The organism is Staphylococcus sp. GDX7P312P, from assembly GCF_008385775.1.
Taxonomy (GTDB): domain Bacteria; phylum Bacillota; class Bacilli; order Staphylococcales; family Staphylococcaceae; genus Staphylococcus; species Staphylococcus haemolyticus.
This window is the reverse complement of the sequence record NZ_VUKI01000056.1, coordinates 24377-43703: the sequence shown is the minus strand read 5'-3', so window position 1 is coordinate 43703 and position 19327 is coordinate 24377. Positions and strand designations below refer to the sequence as shown.

The window sequence follows — 19327 nt, the reverse complement described above, 5'->3', positions numbered from 1 at the left end:
AGACAATGTATGTTGTCTTTTTTAATAAAATTGTGACAAATAAATAATGACGATAAAGTCAAAGACCTTATCGCCATATTAAACTCACTTTGTAAGTGAATAGTTAGATATAACTATTATGAATATTGTTTTCTAAATTCTGGAGTCGCAACTTCAGGTTGGAAATCTTCAGGAATTTCTTCTGTACGTACTACTAAAACATCACATGGTGCGTGACGTACAATTGCTTCAGATACAGAACCGACAATAAATCTTTCAACGGCATTTAATCCTGAAGTACCACACATAATTAAATCTACACCTAATTCACTTGCTAATTTTTTAGGGATAATTGCTTTAGGAGAACCAAATTCTAAACGAGTTTCAACGTTAGTTACTCCAGCACGTGTTGCAACTTCTTGATAACCTTTTAATAATTCTTCAGAGAAACTTCTAGACTTCTCAGTGAATTGTGCATCGTATACTTCATAAGAAGAATACGTTCTTGAATCGATAATGTTCACTATAGTTAATTTAGCGTCATTACGTTTAGCTACGTCTACTGCTTTGTTGAAAGCCCACTCAGCTTCGTGTGAACCATCAACTGCGATTAAAATGTTTTTGTATGTTAACATCTTAATAACCCCCTTAGCTTTTCTTACTTATATATTACCACAAATTTCAGAATTTTTACTCTTTATATTTTAACAATAATGTGTACTTTTTCTGATTGCGCTTTCATTGGTTTAGCGTTACGATAGTGATGGAGGTGGATGGAATGAAAATTGGTATTCCAAAAGAGATAAAAAATAACGAAAACAGAGTTGGTTTGTCACCAAGTGGTGTACATGCATTAGTTGAGCAAGGACATACAGTACTTGTTGAGAAAGATGCTGGTTTAGGTTCATTCTTTGAAGATAAAGATTACAAAGATGCAGGTGCTGACATTGTATCTGAACAGTCATCTGTATGGGATGTAGAAATGGTTATTAAAGTTAAAGAACCATTGGAAGAAGAGTATAAATATTTCAAAGAAGGACTCATCTTATTTACATACCTACATCTTGCTAATGAAGAAAAATTAACTCAAGCGTTAGTTGATAATAAAGTCGTAGGTATTGCCTATGAAACGGTTCAATTACCTGACCGTTCATTACCATTATTAACACCAATGAGTGAAGTTGCAGGACGTATGTCTGCTCAAGTTGGCTCACAATTCCTACAAAAATTTAACGGTGGAATGGGTATTTTACTTGGAGGCGTTCCTGGAGTACCAAAAGGTAAAGTATCTATCATCGGTGGCGGTCAAGCTGGTACAAATGCGGCTAAAATCGCACTAGGTTTAGGTGCTAATGTTACAATCTTAGATGTAAACCCTAAACGATTAGCTGAATTAGATGATTTATTTGATGGCCGTGTGAACACTATTATGTCTAACCCATTAAATATTGAAAATGCAGTAAAAGAAAGTGATTTAGTTATTGGTGCCGTATTAATCCCTGGTGCAAAAGCACCTAGCTTGGTTACTGAAGATATGATTAAACAAATGAAAGATGGTTCAGTGATTGTTGATATCGCTATTGACCAAGGTGGTATTTTTGAGACCACAGATAAAATTACGACACACGATGATCCAACATATGTAAAACATGGTGTTGTTCACTATGCAGTTGCGAATATGCCAGGTGCAGTACCTCGTACATCTACAATTGCATTAAATAATGCAACATTACCTTATGCGCAATTATTAGCAAGTAAGGGTTACCGTGAAGCATTCAAAGCTAACCACGCATTATCTTTAGGTTTAAATACGTACAAAGGTCATGTAACTCACAAAGGTGTAGCTGAAGCGTTGGGCTTAGAATATACATCTGTTGAAGATGCATTAAAAGAAGATTAATAATTGATTTAATATAAATAATCCAGTTGAGTGCATAGTTTTTTACTATAAACTCAACTGGATTTTTAATTTTTATTTATCATAGTGTGTTAGTATTTCATAACCATTTTCAGTTACTAAAATATCATCTTCAATACGTACTCCAGCAACATTTGGTACATATATACCAGGTTCTATCGTAATAACCATTCCCGCTTCAAGTAGGTTTGAATTTGTACTTGAAACATCTTGATATTCATGTTCTTCTAAACCAAGGCCATGTCCTAATCTGTGAGGGAAATAATCACCGTATCCAGCATCACTTATAATGTCTCTAGCGATTTTATCAATTTCTTGTAAAGGGACGCCTGCTTTAATTGCCTCAATTGCATTGGTTTCTGCTTCTAAAACAATATTATAAATTGTTTGAGCTTCTTCAGAAGGGGTTCCGAATTTTACTGTACGTGTCATATCGCTACAATAATGATTATATATAACCCCTAAATCAAATAATACATATTCATCTTTAACAAGTTTTCTTTCTCCTGGTGTCCCGTGAGGTGATGCAGCGTGATCTCCAAATAATACCATTGTGTCAAAACTCATCTCACTAACACCAAATTTTTTGATTTCATTTTCAATATGATTGACTACTTCACGTTCTGTTACACCAACTTTAAGGAATTCGGTACCAATTTCGATGCATTTGTCAGCGAGCTTTGCCGCTTCGCGAATATTTTCAATTTCGGATTCGTTTTTAATATTACGTAATTCTTTAATTATTTGATCAATATCGCCATAGTGCTGAACACCAAAGTTTTGAGTTAACTCGCGTTGGCGTTTTACTGTTAAGTGTTCACTTTCAATCAATAACTTATTAAAAGATAACGGATCAATTTCAAAAGGATTCTCAGTATCTAAGTAGCCAATGATTTTTCCTTCAAATGGAGAATTCTTAACTTCTTCAACTTCCATCTTTGGACAATATAAGGTTTGATCTCCATTTGCTGTAATTAATAGTGCAAATAGTCTCTCATGAGGTTCGCTTCTATACCCAGTGAAGTAGAATACATTGAGAGGAGTTGTTATCCATGCAGCGTCAGCTTGTTCATGTTGTAATTGTTTAGTTATTTTTTCGATTTTACTCATTCAATCATCTCCATTAAGTATTTATGTTAATTTTACGTCTAATCAGCTTAGAATTCAAAATTATTTAATGCAATAAGCGATTCTTTTAGTTTCATGTTATATCTTTAATAGCTAGGGTATAATTATAATAATCAAGCAATAGGAGGCTATAATTATGAAACTTTCTTTTCATGGGCAATCAACGATTTATTTTAAAGGTAATGGTAAAAAAGTAATTGTAGATCCATTTATTTCGGGTAATGACAAATGTGATTTAGATGAACAAACATTAGATGTAGACTATATTATTTTAACTCATGGTCATGCTGATCACTTTGGCGATGTAGTTGAGTTAGCAAATCGTAATCACGCAACTGTTATAGGTTCTGCTGAATTACAAGGGTATTTAAGTACTTATCACGGTGTAGAAGATGTTCATGGTATGAATATCGGTGGCAAAGCTAAATTTGATTTTGGTAGCGTTAAATATGTTCAAGCTTTCCATAGTTCAAGTTTCACACATGAAGATGGTATCCCTGTTTACTTAGGCATGCCAATGGGACTTATATTAGAAGTTGAAGGTAAAACGATTTATCACATGGGTGATACAGGATTGTTTAGTGATATGAAATTAATTGCTGAAAGACACCCTGTTGATGTATGTTTTGTTCCAATTGGAGATAACTTTACTATGGGTATTGATGATGCAAGTTATGCAATTAATGAATTTGTTAAACCTAAGATTTCGGTTCCAGTTCATTACAATACTTTCCCATTAATTGAACAAGATCCACAGCAATTTAAGGATGCAGTGCATGAAGGTGAAGTACAAATATTAGAACCTGGTGAGTCTGTATCATTTTAATAAATGTAAATATAAATGAAGTAATTAATTAGTTTAATGAAATAAATAAGCACAAAGGTGATTTATACATGAACAATCATCTTTGTGCTATTATTTTGACGCATCTTTTGAAATTGTACTAACTATTTTACAATCAATACAGGGATGGTAGCACGTTTAGCTACTTTGTGACTTACGCTGCCTAATACGAATTTTTTCTGAGATTCAGCTTTACGGTTACTTAATACGACGATTTCATATTTACCACTATTAGCGTGTTTCACTAATTCGTCCTTAGGGTTACCACGCACGATGATTTGATCATAATCAATGCCGTAGTCTTCTAAAGTAGTTCGTGTTTTTTCTAGCAATTGACTACGTTTTTCAGTCAATTCATTAATATGCGTACCAGCTTTAATTGATGCTTGTGCATCCTGTTCACCAATCGCATTTAAAATAGTTACTACGGTATCTGGACCTGCTAATTTTGATACTTCCTTCAACGCTTTCTCATTTTTTAATTGAGTATCTACACCTAATAAAATATTTTTATACATAGGTCATCCCTCCTCATAAACAATTATATATAAAATATTTTAATTTTACCAATGTATATAATTAAAATAATTAAAGATTTAATTAACATAACTTGATTTATTAATTAATAAAAAATCAAACTGATGAAGCGTTTTAAAACTAATTAATTTACATTTTCTAAATCGATTTTTTATGATTAAAAAGTTATAATAAATAAAACACTGTACATTATAAAGAGGTATTATCAATGACTAAACATGAACAAATCATAGCATACATAGAATCGTTAAATGTTGGCCAAAAAATTTCTGTCAGGAAAGTTGCCAAAGTAATGAAAGTATCTGAGGGGACGGCATATAGAGCTATAAAAGATGCCGGACAACTTGGGTTAGTAACTACCATTGATAGAGTAGGTACAGTACGTATTGATAAAAAGAATCGTGAGGAGATTGAGAACCTTACGTTTAAAGAAATTTTAAAAATCATTGATGGAGATATCATTGGTGGTAAAAATGGATTAACAAAAAGTGTTTCAAAATTTGCGATAGGTGCAATGGAACTTAAAGATGTGGTTAAATATTTAAGTCATCATACATTGTTAATCGTAGGTAATAGGCCTGATGTTCAGTTAGAAGCGTTAAAAAGAGGTAGTGGCGTACTTATAACTGGAGGTTTTAAAACGACACAAAAAATTATTGATTATGCTAATAATCATGATTTACCAATCCTGTCTTCAAATTATGATACATTTCTTGTAGCCAATATTATTAATAGAGCAATGTATAATCAAATGATTAGAAAAGAAATTTTAATAGTTGAAGATATAGTGAAACCAATTAACGATATGACGGTTATATTTGATGAAATGGGTATTGAAGATTATAAATCACGTGCCAAAGTTACAGGTCATTCAAGGTTTCCAGTCGTAGATAAAGATTGGCGATTAGTTGGAATCGTTACGAGTAAGGAAGTCATTCAAATGAACTCAGATGATACCATTGCTAAAGTAATGACGAAACGTCCTATCAATGTTGAATTAAATACAACGGTAGCGAGTTGTGCTCACATTATGATTTGGGAAGGAATTGAGATATTACCCGTAACTCAGAATAAAAGAGCAATAGGTGTAATAACGAGAGATGACGTATTAAAAGCGATGCAACTTATTGGCAGACAACCTCAAATAGGTGAGACGATTAATGATCAAATAGCGAAACATATTACGATTTCACAAAATGATATTTCGGTTGAGGTTTCTCCGTTATTAACCAATCAATATGGCACATTAAGTAAGGCTGTATTTGTCGCTATTATTGAAGAAACAATAAAACATGAATTGCGAAAATATAAAAAGGTAGATGTTATGATTGAAAGTTTAAATATCATCTATATTAAAACTGTGCCAATTGAAGCATCAATTAGAGTTCAATATGACATGCTCGATGTTGGAAGGAACTTTGCTAAATTGGAAGTCGCGATGGTAAGCGGGAATGAAAAAGTCGCAAATGCAATGATAATTTGTCAGATGTTTGAGGATATGCAAAGTATTTAATTTTAAAGTAATAAATCTAATTTAAGGAGATATAACAATGGTAGAAATTTTTAATGAAATCATGCAAAGAGTTAAAGAGGCAGAAACAATTATTATTCATAGACATGTGAGACCTGATCCAGATGCTTATGGCTCACAACTTGGATTAAAGTTATATCTTGAACGAAAATTCCCCGAAAAAAATGTCTATGCTGCAGGTGAAGCTGAACCATCATTATCATTTATAGGAGACTTAGATGAAATTGATGACAGTGTATATAGTGATGCACTTGTAATTGTATGTGATACTGCAAATGCACCACGTATTGATGATCAAAGATATTTAAAGGGACAGTCATTAATTAAAATAGATCATCATCCTGCTACTGATCAATACGGTGATGTAAATTTTGTTAATACTGAGGCATCTTCTACAAGTGAAATTATATTTGATTTCATCGCACATTTTAATGATCTAAGTATAATTGATGAACAAGTAGCTAGAGTATTGTATTTAGGTATTGTTGGAGACACAGGGCGATTCTTATTCAGTAATACATCACCCCATACAATGGAAGTTGCTAGTCAATTATTGGCATATCCATTCAATCATAATGCCGAATTAAATAAAATGTCCGAAAAAGATCCTAAATTAATTCCTTTCCAAGGATATATTTTACAAAATTTTGAACTATCAGCTTCACATGAATATTGTCAAATTAAAATAACTAATGATGTTTTAAAGCAGTTTGACATTCAGCCTAATGAAGCTTCTCAATTTGTAAATACAGTTGCGGATATTAGCGGTTTAAAAATATGGATGTTTGGTGTAGATGAGGGAGATCAAATTAGATGTCGTATTCGATCTAAAGGGATCACTATTAATGATGTCGCTAATCAATTTGGTGGGGGAGGCCACCCAAATGCATCAGGTGTGTCAGTCTATAGTTGGGGTGAATTTGAAGAATTAGCACAAGCTTTACGTCAGAAATTATAAATTTAAGAAAGGAAGTCATTCATGGTTGCTCATTTAAATCTTCATACAGCATATGATTTATTAAATTCTAGTTTGAGAATCGATGATGTAGTTAAAAAAGCACAACATAATCATTATGATACATTAGCGATTACTGATACTAATGTCTTATATGGCTTCCCTAAATTTTATGATGCTTGTATTAAAGCCAATATTAAACCAATTTTTGGAATGACAGTTAACGTTACGGATGGTTTGTATACAATTGAGACTGTGGTTTTAGCTATAAATAATGATGGCTTAAGATCACTATTTCAACTCTCTTCTGCAATTAAAATGAAGCAAAAAGACGTTATATCAGTTGAGTGGTTAAAAAAGTATTCAACAAATATAGCAATCATATTTAAACAAGCAAATCAATCTCATTATTCTATAGTTGAACAATTTCAAAACCACCAAAATATATTTATAAATCATTCAAGCGACTTAGCATTTTATAATAATATAAAAGTAGTTTGGTTTGAAAATGCACGATACTTAAATCAAGAAGATGTTGAGACGATTCCAGCACTTGAAGCAATTAAAAATAATACTAAGATAGATTTGGTTAATGATACTGAAGATATTGGGGAACATTTTCCTAATCAAAATGAATTAGAAACATTAAATATAGACAGAGAGGTATGGAATAATACACTTGAACTAGCTAATTTATGTAGTGCAAGATTAGAATATCATCAAAATTTACTACCTAAATTCGATGCACCATCAGGTAGTTCCTCAAAAGAGTATTTATGGTCACAACTCCAATCAAGTTTAAAGAAGATGGAATTAGATCATGATGAACGCTATACAAAAAGATTAGAACATGAATATCGCGTTATAACTGAAATGGGTTTTGAAGACTACTTTTTAATTGTGAGTGATTTAATTCACTACGCTAAAACACATGATGTTATGGTTGGTCCTGGGCGAGGATCCTCAGCTGGTTCATTAGTTAGCTTTCTACTCGGCATTACTACAGTAGATCCAATTAGATTTAATCTATTATTTGAACGTTTTTTAAATCCTGAACGTGTAACAATGCCAGATATAGATATTGATTTTGAAGACACGCGTAGGGAAAGAGTCATTCAATACGTTCAAGACAAATATGGAAAACATCGTGTTTCGGGTATTGTCACATTCGGACATTTATTGGCTAGGGCCGTTGCAAGAGATGTAGGTCGCATAATTGGATTTGATGATAAAACTTTAAATGAAATTTCTAAGTTAATACCTCATCAACTTGGTATAACTTTAGATAAGGCATATGAGGATGAGCAATTTAAGCAATTTGTACATAGAAATCATCGACATGAAAAGTGGTTTGAATTAAGTAAGAAATTAGAAGGCTTACCTAGACATACTTCAACACATGCAGCAGGTATTATTATTAATGATCAACCTCTATATAATTATGCACCACTAACATTGGGCGATACTGGTTTATTGACGCAATGGACGATGACAGAGGCAGAGCGAATTGGTCTACTAAAGATTGACTTTTTGGGGTTAAGAAATTTATCTATCATACATCAAATTATCACTCAAGTAAAAAAAGATTTAAATATTACTCTAGAGATTGAAGAGATACCGTTTAATGATGTAGATGTATTTAAGTTATTATCTAGGGGAGATACAACTGGAATCTTCCAACTTGAATCCGAAGGTGTAAGAAAAGTATTAAAACGACTTCAGCCTGAACATTTTGAAGATATCGTTGCGGTTACGTCTTTATATAGACCAGGACCTATGGAAGAAATTCCGACTTATATTTCACGACGACATAACGAAAGTGAAATTAAATACATACATCCTGATTTAGAACCCATACTTAAAAATACGTATGGTGTAATAATCTATCAAGAACAAATTATGCAAATCGCTAGTCAATTTGCTAGCTTTAGTTATGGACAAGCTGATATTCTACGTCGTGCCATGAGTAAAAAGAATAGAGCAGTATTAGAAAGTGAAAGACAACATTTTGTTGAAGGTGCGATAAAAAATAAATATGATGAGAAGATAAGTAAACAAATATTTGATTTAATTCTTAAGTTTGCTGATTATGGATTTCCTAGAGCGCATGCAGTAAGTTATTCAAAAATTGCATATATCATGGCATATTTGAAGGTTCACTATCCTAATTATTTTTACGCTAATATTTTGAGTAATGTCGTTGGTAATGAATCTAAAACAGCGGCCATAATTGATGAAGCTAAAAATCAAAAATTGAAAATTTTGCCTCCTAATATTAATGAAAGCCATTGGTATTATAGAGCAACTAAATCAAATATTTATCTATCCTTAGGTGCTATCAAAGGTGTTGGTTATCAGAGCGTTAAATCAATTGTTGATGAAAGGTATCAAAATGGTAAGTATAAAGATTTCTTTGATTTTACTAGACGAATACCAAATCGCATAAAAACTAGAAAATTACTTGAATCATTAATATTGGTAGGTGCTTTTGATACTTTTGGAAAAACACGTTCAACTTTATTAAGTTCTATTGATCAAGTTTTAGATGAAGTGTCAAATGTAGAACAAAACGATTTGTTAATGGATATTTTAACACCTAAGCAAGCTTACACTGATAAAGAGGAATTTAGTGATCAAATGATTAGTAGTTACGAAATGGAATACTTAGGATTTTATGTTTCTAATCATCCAGTTGAAAAGCAATTTAATAAAAAGCAATATTTAGGTATCTATACACTAAGTAATGTTGTTAATCACAAACCTATTTTGGTTCAAGTAGATCAAATCAAACAAATAAGGACCAAGAATGGTCAAAATATGGCATTTTTAGTTCTAAATGATGGACGACATACGATGGATGCAGTTTTATTTCCAGATAAGTTCAAACGGTATGAAACTCAATTAAATGAGAGAGAAATGTATATTGTTTGGGGGAAATTTGAAAAGAGAAAACAACAATTGCAGCTCATTTTAAATCAAATGGATTCAGTTGAACATTTTGAAGTAACTAAAATAAATGAGGCATCTCAAATTATTTTAAGAAACATTCAAAACTTAGATGAAATTAAACAAATTCTTAATGATCATCAAAACAACCATATGATTAAAGTGAATATATATAATGAACAAACTGGAGAACTTGATTATTTGGGTAGTATGGATAAAACATCGAATGAAATTAAAAACTTTGTTGAGGCTTTTGATCCAAAAGATATAAGAATTTTATAACTTTTATGTATAAAAAAATTATGATATAGTAAACTGATGATTTATAAAATAAAGTCATCAGTTTATTTTATCTTAAAAATTTTAAATGCAGAGAATATATATTCATTATACTGATGAACTTTCGATATTTTAGTAAATAAACAGGGGTTGATTTAATGTCTTTAAGAGATGATGCATTACAAATGCATAAAGAAAATCAAGGTAAGTTGGAAATTACACCTAATATCAAAGTTACTAATAAAGAAGAATTAAGTTTAGCCTATTCACCAGGCGTAGCAGAACCGTGTAAAGAAATACATGAAGATCCAAGAACTGTATATGATTACACGATTAAAAGAAATACTGTGGCTGTTGTTACTGATGGCACTGCAGTTTTAGGTTTAGGTAATATTGGTGCCTCAGCTAGTATTCCTGTTATGGAAGGTAAAGCTGTTCTTTTTAAAAGTTTTGCAGGTATAAATGGTGTACCTATCGCTTTAGATACTAAAGATACAGAAGAAATTATTAGAACAGTTAAATTAATTTCACCTAATTATGGAGGAATTAATCTAGAAGATATTTCAGCACCAAGATGTTTTGAAATAGAAGATCGTCTTAAAAAAGAAACTAATATTCCAGTTTTCCATGATGATCAACATGGTACAGCGATTGTTACTATGGCTGGTTTAATCAATGCACTAAGAATTGTTGATAAAGATTTATCTGATATTAAAGTTGTGTTAAATGGTGCAGGTGCAGCAGGTATTGCAATTGTTAAATTATTAGATTCTTACGGTGTCAGAAATATGATAATGTGCGATTCAAAAGGTGCTATTTTTGAAGGTCGATCTTATGGTATGAATGACACTAAGGATTATGTAGCTAAATTCACAAATAAAGATAAAATTGAAGGTTCATTACAAGATGTAATTAAAGATGCTGATGTATTTATAGGTGTTTCAGTTGCTAACTTACTATCAAAAGACATGGTTAAATCAATGGCGGATGATGCAATCATCTTTGCAATGGCTAACCCAGATCCAGAAATCAAGCCCGATGATGCTAAAGAAGCAGGCGCTAAAGTTGTAGGAACAGGTCGTTCAGATTTTCCAAACCAAATTAATAATGTACTTGCGTTCCCAGGTATTTTTAGAGGTGCATTAGACACTGAATCAACACACATAAATGAAGATATGAAGAAAGCGGCGGTTGAAGCGATTGCTAATCTTATAGATGAAGATGAGTTAAATCCGGATTATTGTATTCCTGGTCCTTTCGATAAAAGGGTAGCTCCTTCAGTTGCACGTGAAGTTGCAAAAGCTGCAATGGAAACTGGCGTGGCAAGAATTGAAGTGGATCCTCAAAAAGTTTATGATAAAACAATGCAATTAACAGACTTGAAATAACCTAGAATTGCAACAATTTTAATAAAAAACAAAGACATGTATTATTTCTAACTCATATTTTATGTTCGATCATATATTAAATTGAGATGTAATAAATTAAGGTTGTATGGTTAGGTGGAGGTTTACGAATGTTTAAAGACTTTTTTAATCGTAGTAGTAAAAAACGAAAATATTTAACAGTTCAAGATTCAAAACAAAATGAAGTACCAGCAGGTATTATGACTAAATGTCCAAAATGTAAAAAAATAATGTATACAAAAGAATTAAATGAGAATTTAAATGTATGTTTTAACTGTGATCACCATATTGCATTACCTGCATATAAGAGAATTGAAGCAATAACTGATGAAAATAGTTTCGTTGAATTTGATAAAGGAATGACATCAGCAAATCCTTTAGACTTTCCTGGTTATCAAGAAAAAATTGAAAAAGACCAACAAAAAACTGATTTAAGCGAAGCGGTTGTAACCGGTACTGCCAAACTAGATGGTGTTCAATTTGGTGTAGCTGTTATGGATGCTAGATTTAGAATGGGAAGTATGGGTTCAGTTGTTGGTGAGAAAATATGTCGAATTATTGATTATTCAACAGAACATAGACTACCATTCATATTATTTTCTGCAAGTGGTGGTGCTAGGATGCAAGAGGGTATTATTTCATTGATGCAAATGGGTAAAACGAGTGTTTCACTGAAACGACACTCAGATGCCGGATTATTATATATTTCTTATCTTACGCATCCAACAACTGGTGGTGTTTCTGCTAGTTTTGCATCTGTTGGGGATATCAATTTAAGTGAACCTAAAGCCTTAATTGGATTTGCTGGTCGACGTGTTATTGAGCAAACTATAAATGAGAAACTTCCAGATGATTTCCAAACTTCAGAGTTTCTTCTTGAGCATGGTCAACTTGATAAAGTTGTTCACCGTAAAGAGATGAAAGAAACACTTGCTCAATTATTAAAATTGCACCAAGAGGTGAATAAAGATGCTTGATTTTGAAAAACCACTTTTTGAAATAAAAAATAAAATTGAATCTCTTAAGCAATCTCAAGAAAAAAATGATGTAGATTTACAAGATGAAATTGATTTACTTGAAGCATCACTTGATAGAGAAACCAAAAAAATATATACCAATCTTAAGCCTTGGGATAGAGTGCAAATTGCTCGTCTCCAAGAACGACCTACGACATTAGACTATATTCCATATATCTTCGATTCATTTATTGAATTACATGGAGATCGTAATTTTAGAGATGACCCTGCAATGATTGGTGGAATTGGGTATTTAAACGGTACCCCTGTTACAGTTATAGGCCAACAAAGAGGTAAAGATACTAAGGATAATATATATCGAAATTTTGGTATGGCGCATCCTGAAGGTTATCGTAAAGCATTAAGATTAATGAAACAAGCAGAGAAATTTAATAGACCTATTTTTACTTTCATTGATACTAAAGGTGCTTATCCAGGTAAAGCTGCTGAAGAACGCGGACAAAGTGAATCTATTGCTAGAAACTTAGTTGAGATGGCATCACTAAAAGTGCCAGTTATAGCTATCGTTATCGGCGAAGGTGGTAGTGGTGGCGCACTAGGAATAGGTATAGCTAATCGAATTATGATGCTTGAAAACAGTACGTATTCTGTTATTTCCCCAGAGGGAGCAGCGGCACTGTTATGGAAAGATAGCTCATTAGCAAAAATGGCTGCCGAAACTATGAAAATTACTGCAAAAGATTTACATCATTTAAACGTTATTGATAGTGTGATTGACGAACCTTTAGGTGGTGCACACAATAATATAGAACAACAAGCTATTGATATTAAGCAAGCATTCGTAAATCAATTAGAACAACTTCAACAACAAAGTGCTGATGAATTAGTTGAAGATAGATTTAATAAGTTTAGAAATATCGGTGCTTTTATTGAAAAATAGCTGGGCTGGGACACATACAAATTAATATTTAAAACTACTTTGAAAACACAGTTGCAAATTAAGTTGTGAAGGAACCTTTATTATATTTTTCTAGCTGTAGTTTTCCCTATAGGGGTGAAACAATTGATTCTTGTTGAATATTGTTCACCCTTTTTTTATTTCGAAAAGAAATATTGATTATAAAACGTTTACATGAATTTTGTGCACCTATATTGATGGAACACTAAAAAAAATTGTGGTAATTTATTATTAAAGAGAAATCTAGTTAGGAAAGGGAATGTCGTCATGAAGAAAATTGCGGTTTTAACTAGTGGTGGAGATTCACCAGGCATGAATGCTGCTGTTAGAGCAGTTGTGCGTAAGGCGATTTATAACAACATTGAAGTTTATGGAATTTATCAAGGTTATCAAGGGTTACTTGATGACAATATTCATAAACTTGAATTGGGTTCAGTAGGGGATACAATTCAACGTGGAGGAACTTTCCTTTACTCTGCAAGATGTCCACAATTTAAAGAGGCGAGTGTAAGACAAAAAGGTATAGAGAATTTACACAAACGTGGTATTGAGGGACTAGTAGTAGTTGGGGGAGATGGCAGTTACCGAGGTGCCCAACGTATTAGTGAAGAAACGAAAGATATTAAAACAATAGGAATTCCAGGTACTATTGATAATGATATTAATGGTACTGACTTCACTATTGGGTTTGACACAGCGTTGAACACAATTATTGATAGTGTAGACAAGATTAGAGACACAGCTTCAAGTCATGCTAGAACTTTTATTGTAGAAGTTATGGGACGTGATTGTGGTGATTTAGCATTATGGGCTGGCTTATCAGTTGGTGCTGAAACAATATTAGTTCCTGAAGCCAATACAGATATTAAAGATATTGCCGAAAAAATAGAAAAAGGTATCAAACGAGGTAAAAAACACTCAATCGTCATGGTAGCTGAGGGCAGTATGAGTGGACAAGAATGTGCGGATCAATTAATGAAATATATTAATGTTGATGCACGTGTGTCTGTACTGGGCCATATCCAACGTGGTGGTAGCCCATCAGGTGCTGACAGAGTATTAGCTTCACGCTTAGGTGGTTACGCCGTTGATTTATTAATACAAGGTCGTTCTGGACATGGAGTAGGTATTATGAATAACAAATTGACTGCTACACCATTTGATGAAATTTTCAATGGTAACGACCATAAATTCAATACTGATATTTATGAATTAGCGAAAGAGTTATCTATTTAATTTAGGAGGCTTTTTAAAATGAGAAAGACTAAAATTGTATGTACAATTGGACCTGCATCAGAGTCTGAGGAAATGTTAGAAAAATTAATGAAAGCTGGTATGAACGTAGCGCGTTTGAATTTCTCTCATGGTAGTCATGAAGAGCATAAAGCACGTATTGATACGATTCGTAAAGTAGCTGATAAATTAGGTAAAACAATTGGTATCTTATTAGATACTAAAGGACCTGAAATTCGTACACATGACATGAAAGATGGCTTAATTATGCTTGAAAAAGGCAAAGAAGTTATCGTTAGTATGTCTCAAGTTGAAGGTACACCTGAAAAATTCTCAGTAACTTATGAAGATTTAATCAACGATGTTCAAGTAGGTTCTTACATTTTACTTGATGATGGTTTAGTTGAACTACAAGTAAAAGACATCGATAAAACAAAAGGCGAAGTTAAATGTGATATCTTAAATACGGGTGAATTAAAAAATAAAAAAGGCGTAAATTTACCAGGTGTAAAAGTTAATTTACCAGGTATTACTGATAAAGATGCTGATGATATCTTATTTGGTATCAAAGAAGATGTTGATTATATCGCAGCAAGCTTTGTACGACGTCCAAGTGATGTCTTAGATATTCGTGAGATTCTTGAAAGAGAAAACAATCATAATATCACTATTTTCCCTAAAATTGAAAACCAAGAAGGTATTGACAATATAGAAGAAATATTAGAAGTTTCTGATGGTTTAATGGTAGCTCGTGGTGACATGGGTGTTGAAATTCCACCAGAATCTGTACCAATTGTACAAAAAGATTTAATTAGAAAATGTAATAAACTAGGTAAGCCAGTTATCACAGCTACTCAAATGTTAGATTCTATGCAACGTAACCCTCGTGCGACAAGAGCGGAAGCTAGTGACGTTGCTAACGCAATTTATGATGGTACTGACGCAGTTATGCTTTCTGGTGAAACTGCTGCTGGTTTATATCCAGAAGAGGCTGTTAAAACAATGAGAAATATTGCGGTTTCTGCTGAAGCGGCACAAGATTACAAAAAATTATTATCAGACCGTACTAAACTAGTAGAAACTTCATTAGTAAATGCTATTGGTGTTTCAGTTGCACATACTGCTTTAAATTTAAAAGTTAAAGCTATTGTTGCAGCAACTGAAAGTGGATCTACTGCAGTAACTATTTCTAAATATCGTCCACATTCTGATATCATTGCGGTTACTCCAAGCGAGCACACTGCACGTCAACTTGCTTTAGTTTGGGGTGCATATCCTGTAATTAAAAAAGGTCGTAAAACTACTGATGACCTATTAAATAATGCAGTTGCTACAGCAGTTGAAACTGGAAGAGTTACTAATGGTGATTTAATTATTATTACTGCTGGTGTACCTACTGGTGAAAAAGGTACAACTAATATGATGAAATTACATTTAGTTGGAGATGAAATTGCAAAAGGACAAGGTGTCGGTCGTGGATCAGTAGTTGGTAAAACTTTAGTTGCTAATAGTGCAAGTGATTTAGAAGGCGTAGATTTAAGTGAATCAGTTATTGTTACTAATTCAGTAGATGAGACATTAGTGCCTTATATTGAGCAAGCAGTTGGATTAATTACAGAAGAAAATGGTATCACATCACCAAGTGCGATTATTGGACTTGAAAAAGGTATTCCAACAATTATAGGTGTTGAAAATGCTACTAAAGAATTAAAAGATGGTATTTTAGTAACAGTAGATGCTGCCCAAGGTAAAATATTTGAAGGGTATGCTAACGTACTTTAATTCATTAATTTATTATTAAGAATGATGGCTAACCTAGTAAGATAAGAGAGCCAGAACAGATAATATTTCTAAGCGATATTGCAAATTCGCAATAGTTGATTAAACTGGGAATAAGCTCGTGAAGAGTTTTTCTCAGTTTTTTCATTTCATTAGAAGGAAATTCATTAAATGAGAATTTCAAATAGGAAAGTTAATTGAGTTATAAAATTTCATTTTGAATAAGGTTATAATTTGTGGTAATATAACATGGATTAATTGAGATATACTATTATAAGAAGGTTTAATTATTATGAAAGAAAATTTTTGGAGTGAATTACCACGTCCTTTTTTTATTTTAGCACCTATGGAGGACGTTACTGATATCGTTTTTCGACATGTTGTTAGTGAGGCTGCTAGACCTGATGTTTTTTTCACTGAATTTACAAACACTGAGAGTTATTGCCATCCGGAAGGTATTCATAGCGTTCGTGGAAGATTGACATTCAGTGAAGATGAACAGCCTATGGTAGCACATATATGGGGCGATAAACCCGAGCAGTTTAGAGAAATGAGCTTTGGTTTAGCTGAAATGGGTTTTAAAGGTATAGATTTAAATATGGGATGTCCAGTAGCTAATGTCGCAAAAAAAGGTAAAGGTTCTGGTTTAATATTAAGACCTGAAACAGCTGCTGAGATTATTCAGGCTACTAAAGCTGGTGGATTACCTGTTAGTGTTAAAACACGTTTAGGTTATTATGATATTGAAGAGTGGAAAGATTGGTTAAAGCACGTTTTTAAACAAGATATCGCTAATTTATCCATACATCTTCGAACACGCAAAGAGATGAGTAAAGTAGATGCGCATTGGGAATTAATCGCAGCAATTAAACAATTAAGAGATGATATCGCACCTAATACATTACTAACGATTAATGGAGATATTCCAGATAGAAAAACTGGACATGAACTTGCGATGAAATATGGTGTTGATGGCGTGATGATAGGTAGAGGGATCTTTAATAATCCGTTTGCTTTTGAAAAAGAACCCCGTGAACATACTAGTAAAGAACTATTGAATTTGTTTAGATTGCATTTATCATTGTTTGAGAAATATTCAAGTGATGAAAGTCAACAATTCAAAAGTTTAAGAAGATTTTTTAAGATTTATGTGAAGGGGATTAAAGGAGCAAGTCAATTACGTCATCAATTAATGAGTACAGAATCGATTGATGAAGCACGCGATTTATTAGATGAATTTGAGTCTAAAATTGAAGAAGATATAAATTAACTTTCTAAAACATTAGATATAGTTATTAGATAATAGGTTTATTATAAATAACAAGCCAGTAAATGAATTTTTATGTTAATTCATTTACTGGCTATTATAATCTCATAAAAATTTTAAATTATTTATTATGCTTAGCAACTTGTCTATATCTCAAATACATTAAACCTAGTAATATAAACCAAATCGGAGTTAAGAAAATAGCATTTCTAGTTGTTTCATTTACAAATAATAAACAAAATACTAAGAAGAAGAATACTAATATTGCGTAACCCATATATTTACCACCAGGAAGTTTATAAGATACAGTTTTATGTAGCTCAGGATTTTTTCTGTGATAGTTAATATAAGCAATAATAATTAATGCCCATACGATAATAAATAATACAGTCGAAATTGTTGTTACATAAGTAAACACTAACGTAGCATCTGGGAAGATGTAGTTTAATAATGCTGTTACTAATAATAATGCAGATGAACCAATAATAGCAAAATGAGGAACACCATTTTTATTAGTACTTCTAAAGATAGGTGGTGCTTGATCTTGTTCTGATAAACCAAATAACATACGACTATTTGAGAATATTCCACTATTACAAGATGATGCTGCAGCAGTTAATACTACAAAGTTGATCAATCCAGCAGCGAAAGGAATACCAATTAATGAGAATAATCTAACAAATGGACTTTCACTAGGGTCAACTTTATCCCAAGGAATAATAGACATAATTACCGCTAATGCACCAACGTAGAATACTAAAATTCTTAACGGTACAGCATTGATAGCTTTTGGAATTGTTTTCTGAGGATCTTTAGTTTCTCCTGCAGTTACACCAATCATTTCAATACCAACAAATGAGAACAATGCCATTTGGAATGACATAAAGAAACCAGATGCACCGTGAGTAAAGATGCCATGTTTATATAAATTTGTAAAACTCGCATGTCCAAATTGTGTTTTATATGCCATTAAAATCATGACTAAACCTACAACGATTAAAGCGATGATAGTTATAATTTTAATTATAGCGAACCAGAATTCTAATTCACCAAATAATTTAGCACTAAGCAAATTAAATAACATTAATATTAGTACACAGAATAGTGCACTAACCCAGTTTGGAATTGCAGGGAACCAGAAACTAACATATTTAGCAACGGCAGTTACTTCAGCCATACCTGTTATAATCCAGCACAACCAATAAGTCCAACCAGTTACAAAACCAGCAAACGGTCCTATGTATTCATTTGTCACATCGGCGAAAGATTTGAAGCGAGTATTTTGAATTATAATCTCACCTAAGCCTCTCATAAACATGAACAACATGAAACCTATAATAATATAAGTTAATAGAATAGATGGACCAGTCATTGCTATTGTTTGACCTGCTCCCAAGAATAATCCAGTACCAATAGCGCCGCCAATAGCAATCAATTGCACATGACGATTACTCAATCCTCTTTGTAATTTTTCTTCAGCCATAAGACAACTCCCTTACATTTAATTAATATTATTATGCACTTATAAATTCAATTCGACAATTATTTTTCGAATTTTTTCTAAAAATTCCTTTAAATTTAGATTAAATA

At 32.5% G+C, this 19327-nt stretch carries 15 protein-coding genes; 11 read left to right on the top strand and 4 right to left on the bottom strand.

The window, feature by feature from the left end; all coding sequences use genetic code 11:
* Window positions 1-116: 116 nt before the first annotated feature.
* On the bottom strand, window positions 117-614 hold the full coding sequence (locus F1592_RS12805; RefSeq protein WP_011275514.1) for a universal stress protein: 498 nt from the start codon (window positions 612-614) through the stop codon (window positions 117-119).
* 143 nt (window positions 615-757) lie between these two features.
* Between F1592_RS12805 and ald the strand changes: the two genes are divergently transcribed.
* Window positions 758-1879: an alanine dehydrogenase gene (gene ald / locus F1592_RS12800; protein ID WP_149809704.1), complete on the top strand. Its 1122-nt coding sequence runs from the start codon at window positions 758-760 to the stop codon at window positions 1877-1879.
* A gap of 72 nt (window positions 1880-1951) precedes the next feature.
* Here ald and F1592_RS12795 read toward each other — a convergent pair whose 3' ends face one another.
* Complete coding sequence (locus F1592_RS12795) at window positions 1952-3007, bottom strand: M24 family metallopeptidase (protein ID WP_053016738.1); 1056 nt, start codon at window positions 3005-3007, stop codon at window positions 1952-1954.
* A gap of 154 nt (window positions 3008-3161) precedes the next feature.
* Here F1592_RS12795 and F1592_RS12790 point away from each other — a divergent pair, with 154 nt between their 5' ends.
* On the top strand, window positions 3162-3851 hold the full coding sequence (locus F1592_RS12790; RefSeq protein ID WP_149809705.1) for a metal-dependent hydrolase: 690 nt from the start codon (window positions 3162-3164) through the stop codon (window positions 3849-3851).
* A gap of 122 nt (window positions 3852-3973) precedes the next feature.
* Here the strand turns inward: F1592_RS12790 and F1592_RS12785 are convergent, their stop codons facing one another.
* Entirely contained in the window at window positions 3974-4387 is a 414-nt protein-coding gene (locus F1592_RS12785) for a universal stress protein (RefSeq protein WP_011275518.1), read from the bottom strand.
* 227 nt (window positions 4388-4614) lie between these two features.
* Between F1592_RS12785 and F1592_RS12780 the strand changes: the two genes are divergently transcribed.
* The 9 genes from F1592_RS12780 to F1592_RS12740 all read left to right on the top strand — a co-directional run bounded on the left by F1592_RS12780 (window position 4615) and on the right by F1592_RS12740 (window position 17740).
* The gene (locus F1592_RS12780; protein WP_149809706.1) at window positions 4615-5919 is read left to right on the top strand and encodes a DRTGG domain-containing protein; all 1305 of its coding nucleotides are present in this window, start codon (window positions 4615-4617) and stop codon (window positions 5917-5919) included.
* A gap of 37 nt (window positions 5920-5956) precedes the next feature.
* Entirely contained in the window at window positions 5957-6895 is a 939-nt protein-coding gene (locus F1592_RS12775; protein WP_053016736.1) for a DHH family phosphoesterase, read from the top strand.
* Between the two features lie 21 nt (window positions 6896-6916).
* Window positions 6917-10120: a DNA polymerase III subunit alpha gene (locus F1592_RS12770; protein ID WP_053016735.1), complete on the top strand. Its 3204-nt coding sequence runs from the start codon at window positions 6917-6919 to the stop codon at window positions 10118-10120.
* 155 nt (window positions 10121-10275) lie between these two features.
* The gene (ystJ, locus tag F1592_RS12765) at window positions 10276-11505 is read left to right on the top strand and encodes an NADP-dependent malic enzyme (protein ID WP_053016734.1); all 1230 of its coding nucleotides are present in this window, start codon (window positions 10276-10278) and stop codon (window positions 11503-11505) included.
* A 128-nt stretch (window positions 11506-11633) separates the two neighbouring features.
* Complete coding sequence (accD, locus tag F1592_RS12760; protein ID WP_053016733.1) at window positions 11634-12500, top strand: acetyl-CoA carboxylase, carboxyltransferase subunit beta; 867 nt, start codon at window positions 11634-11636, stop codon at window positions 12498-12500.
* On the top strand, window positions 12493-13440 hold the full coding sequence (locus F1592_RS12755) for an acetyl-CoA carboxylase carboxyltransferase subunit alpha (protein ID WP_053016732.1): 948 nt from the start codon (window positions 12493-12495) through the stop codon (window positions 13438-13440). The genes accD and F1592_RS12755 overlap by 8 nt, the downstream gene beginning before the upstream one ends.
* A 285-nt stretch (window positions 13441-13725) precedes the next feature.
* Window positions 13726-14694 carry a 6-phosphofructokinase gene (gene pfkA, locus F1592_RS12750; RefSeq protein WP_037536816.1) on the top strand — a complete coding sequence of 323 codons (969 nt, stop codon included), beginning with the start codon at window positions 13726-13728 and terminating at the stop codon, window positions 14692-14694.
* A gap of 18 nt (window positions 14695-14712) precedes the next feature.
* A complete protein-coding gene (pyk, locus tag F1592_RS12745) occupies window positions 14713-16473 on the top strand; it encodes a pyruvate kinase (protein ID WP_149809707.1) in 1761 nt (586 codons plus the stop codon).
* Between the two features lie 289 nt (window positions 16474-16762).
* Entirely contained in the window at window positions 16763-17740 is a 978-nt protein-coding gene (locus F1592_RS12740) for a tRNA dihydrouridine synthase (RefSeq protein WP_053016731.1), read from the top strand.
* A 118-nt stretch (window positions 17741-17858) separates the two neighbouring features.
* Here the strand turns inward: F1592_RS12740 and F1592_RS12735 are convergent, their stop codons facing one another.
* Complete coding sequence (locus F1592_RS12735; RefSeq protein WP_037536810.1) at window positions 17859-19220, bottom strand: amino acid permease; 1362 nt, start codon at window positions 19218-19220, stop codon at window positions 17859-17861.
* Window positions 19221-19327 lie beyond the last annotated feature (107 nt).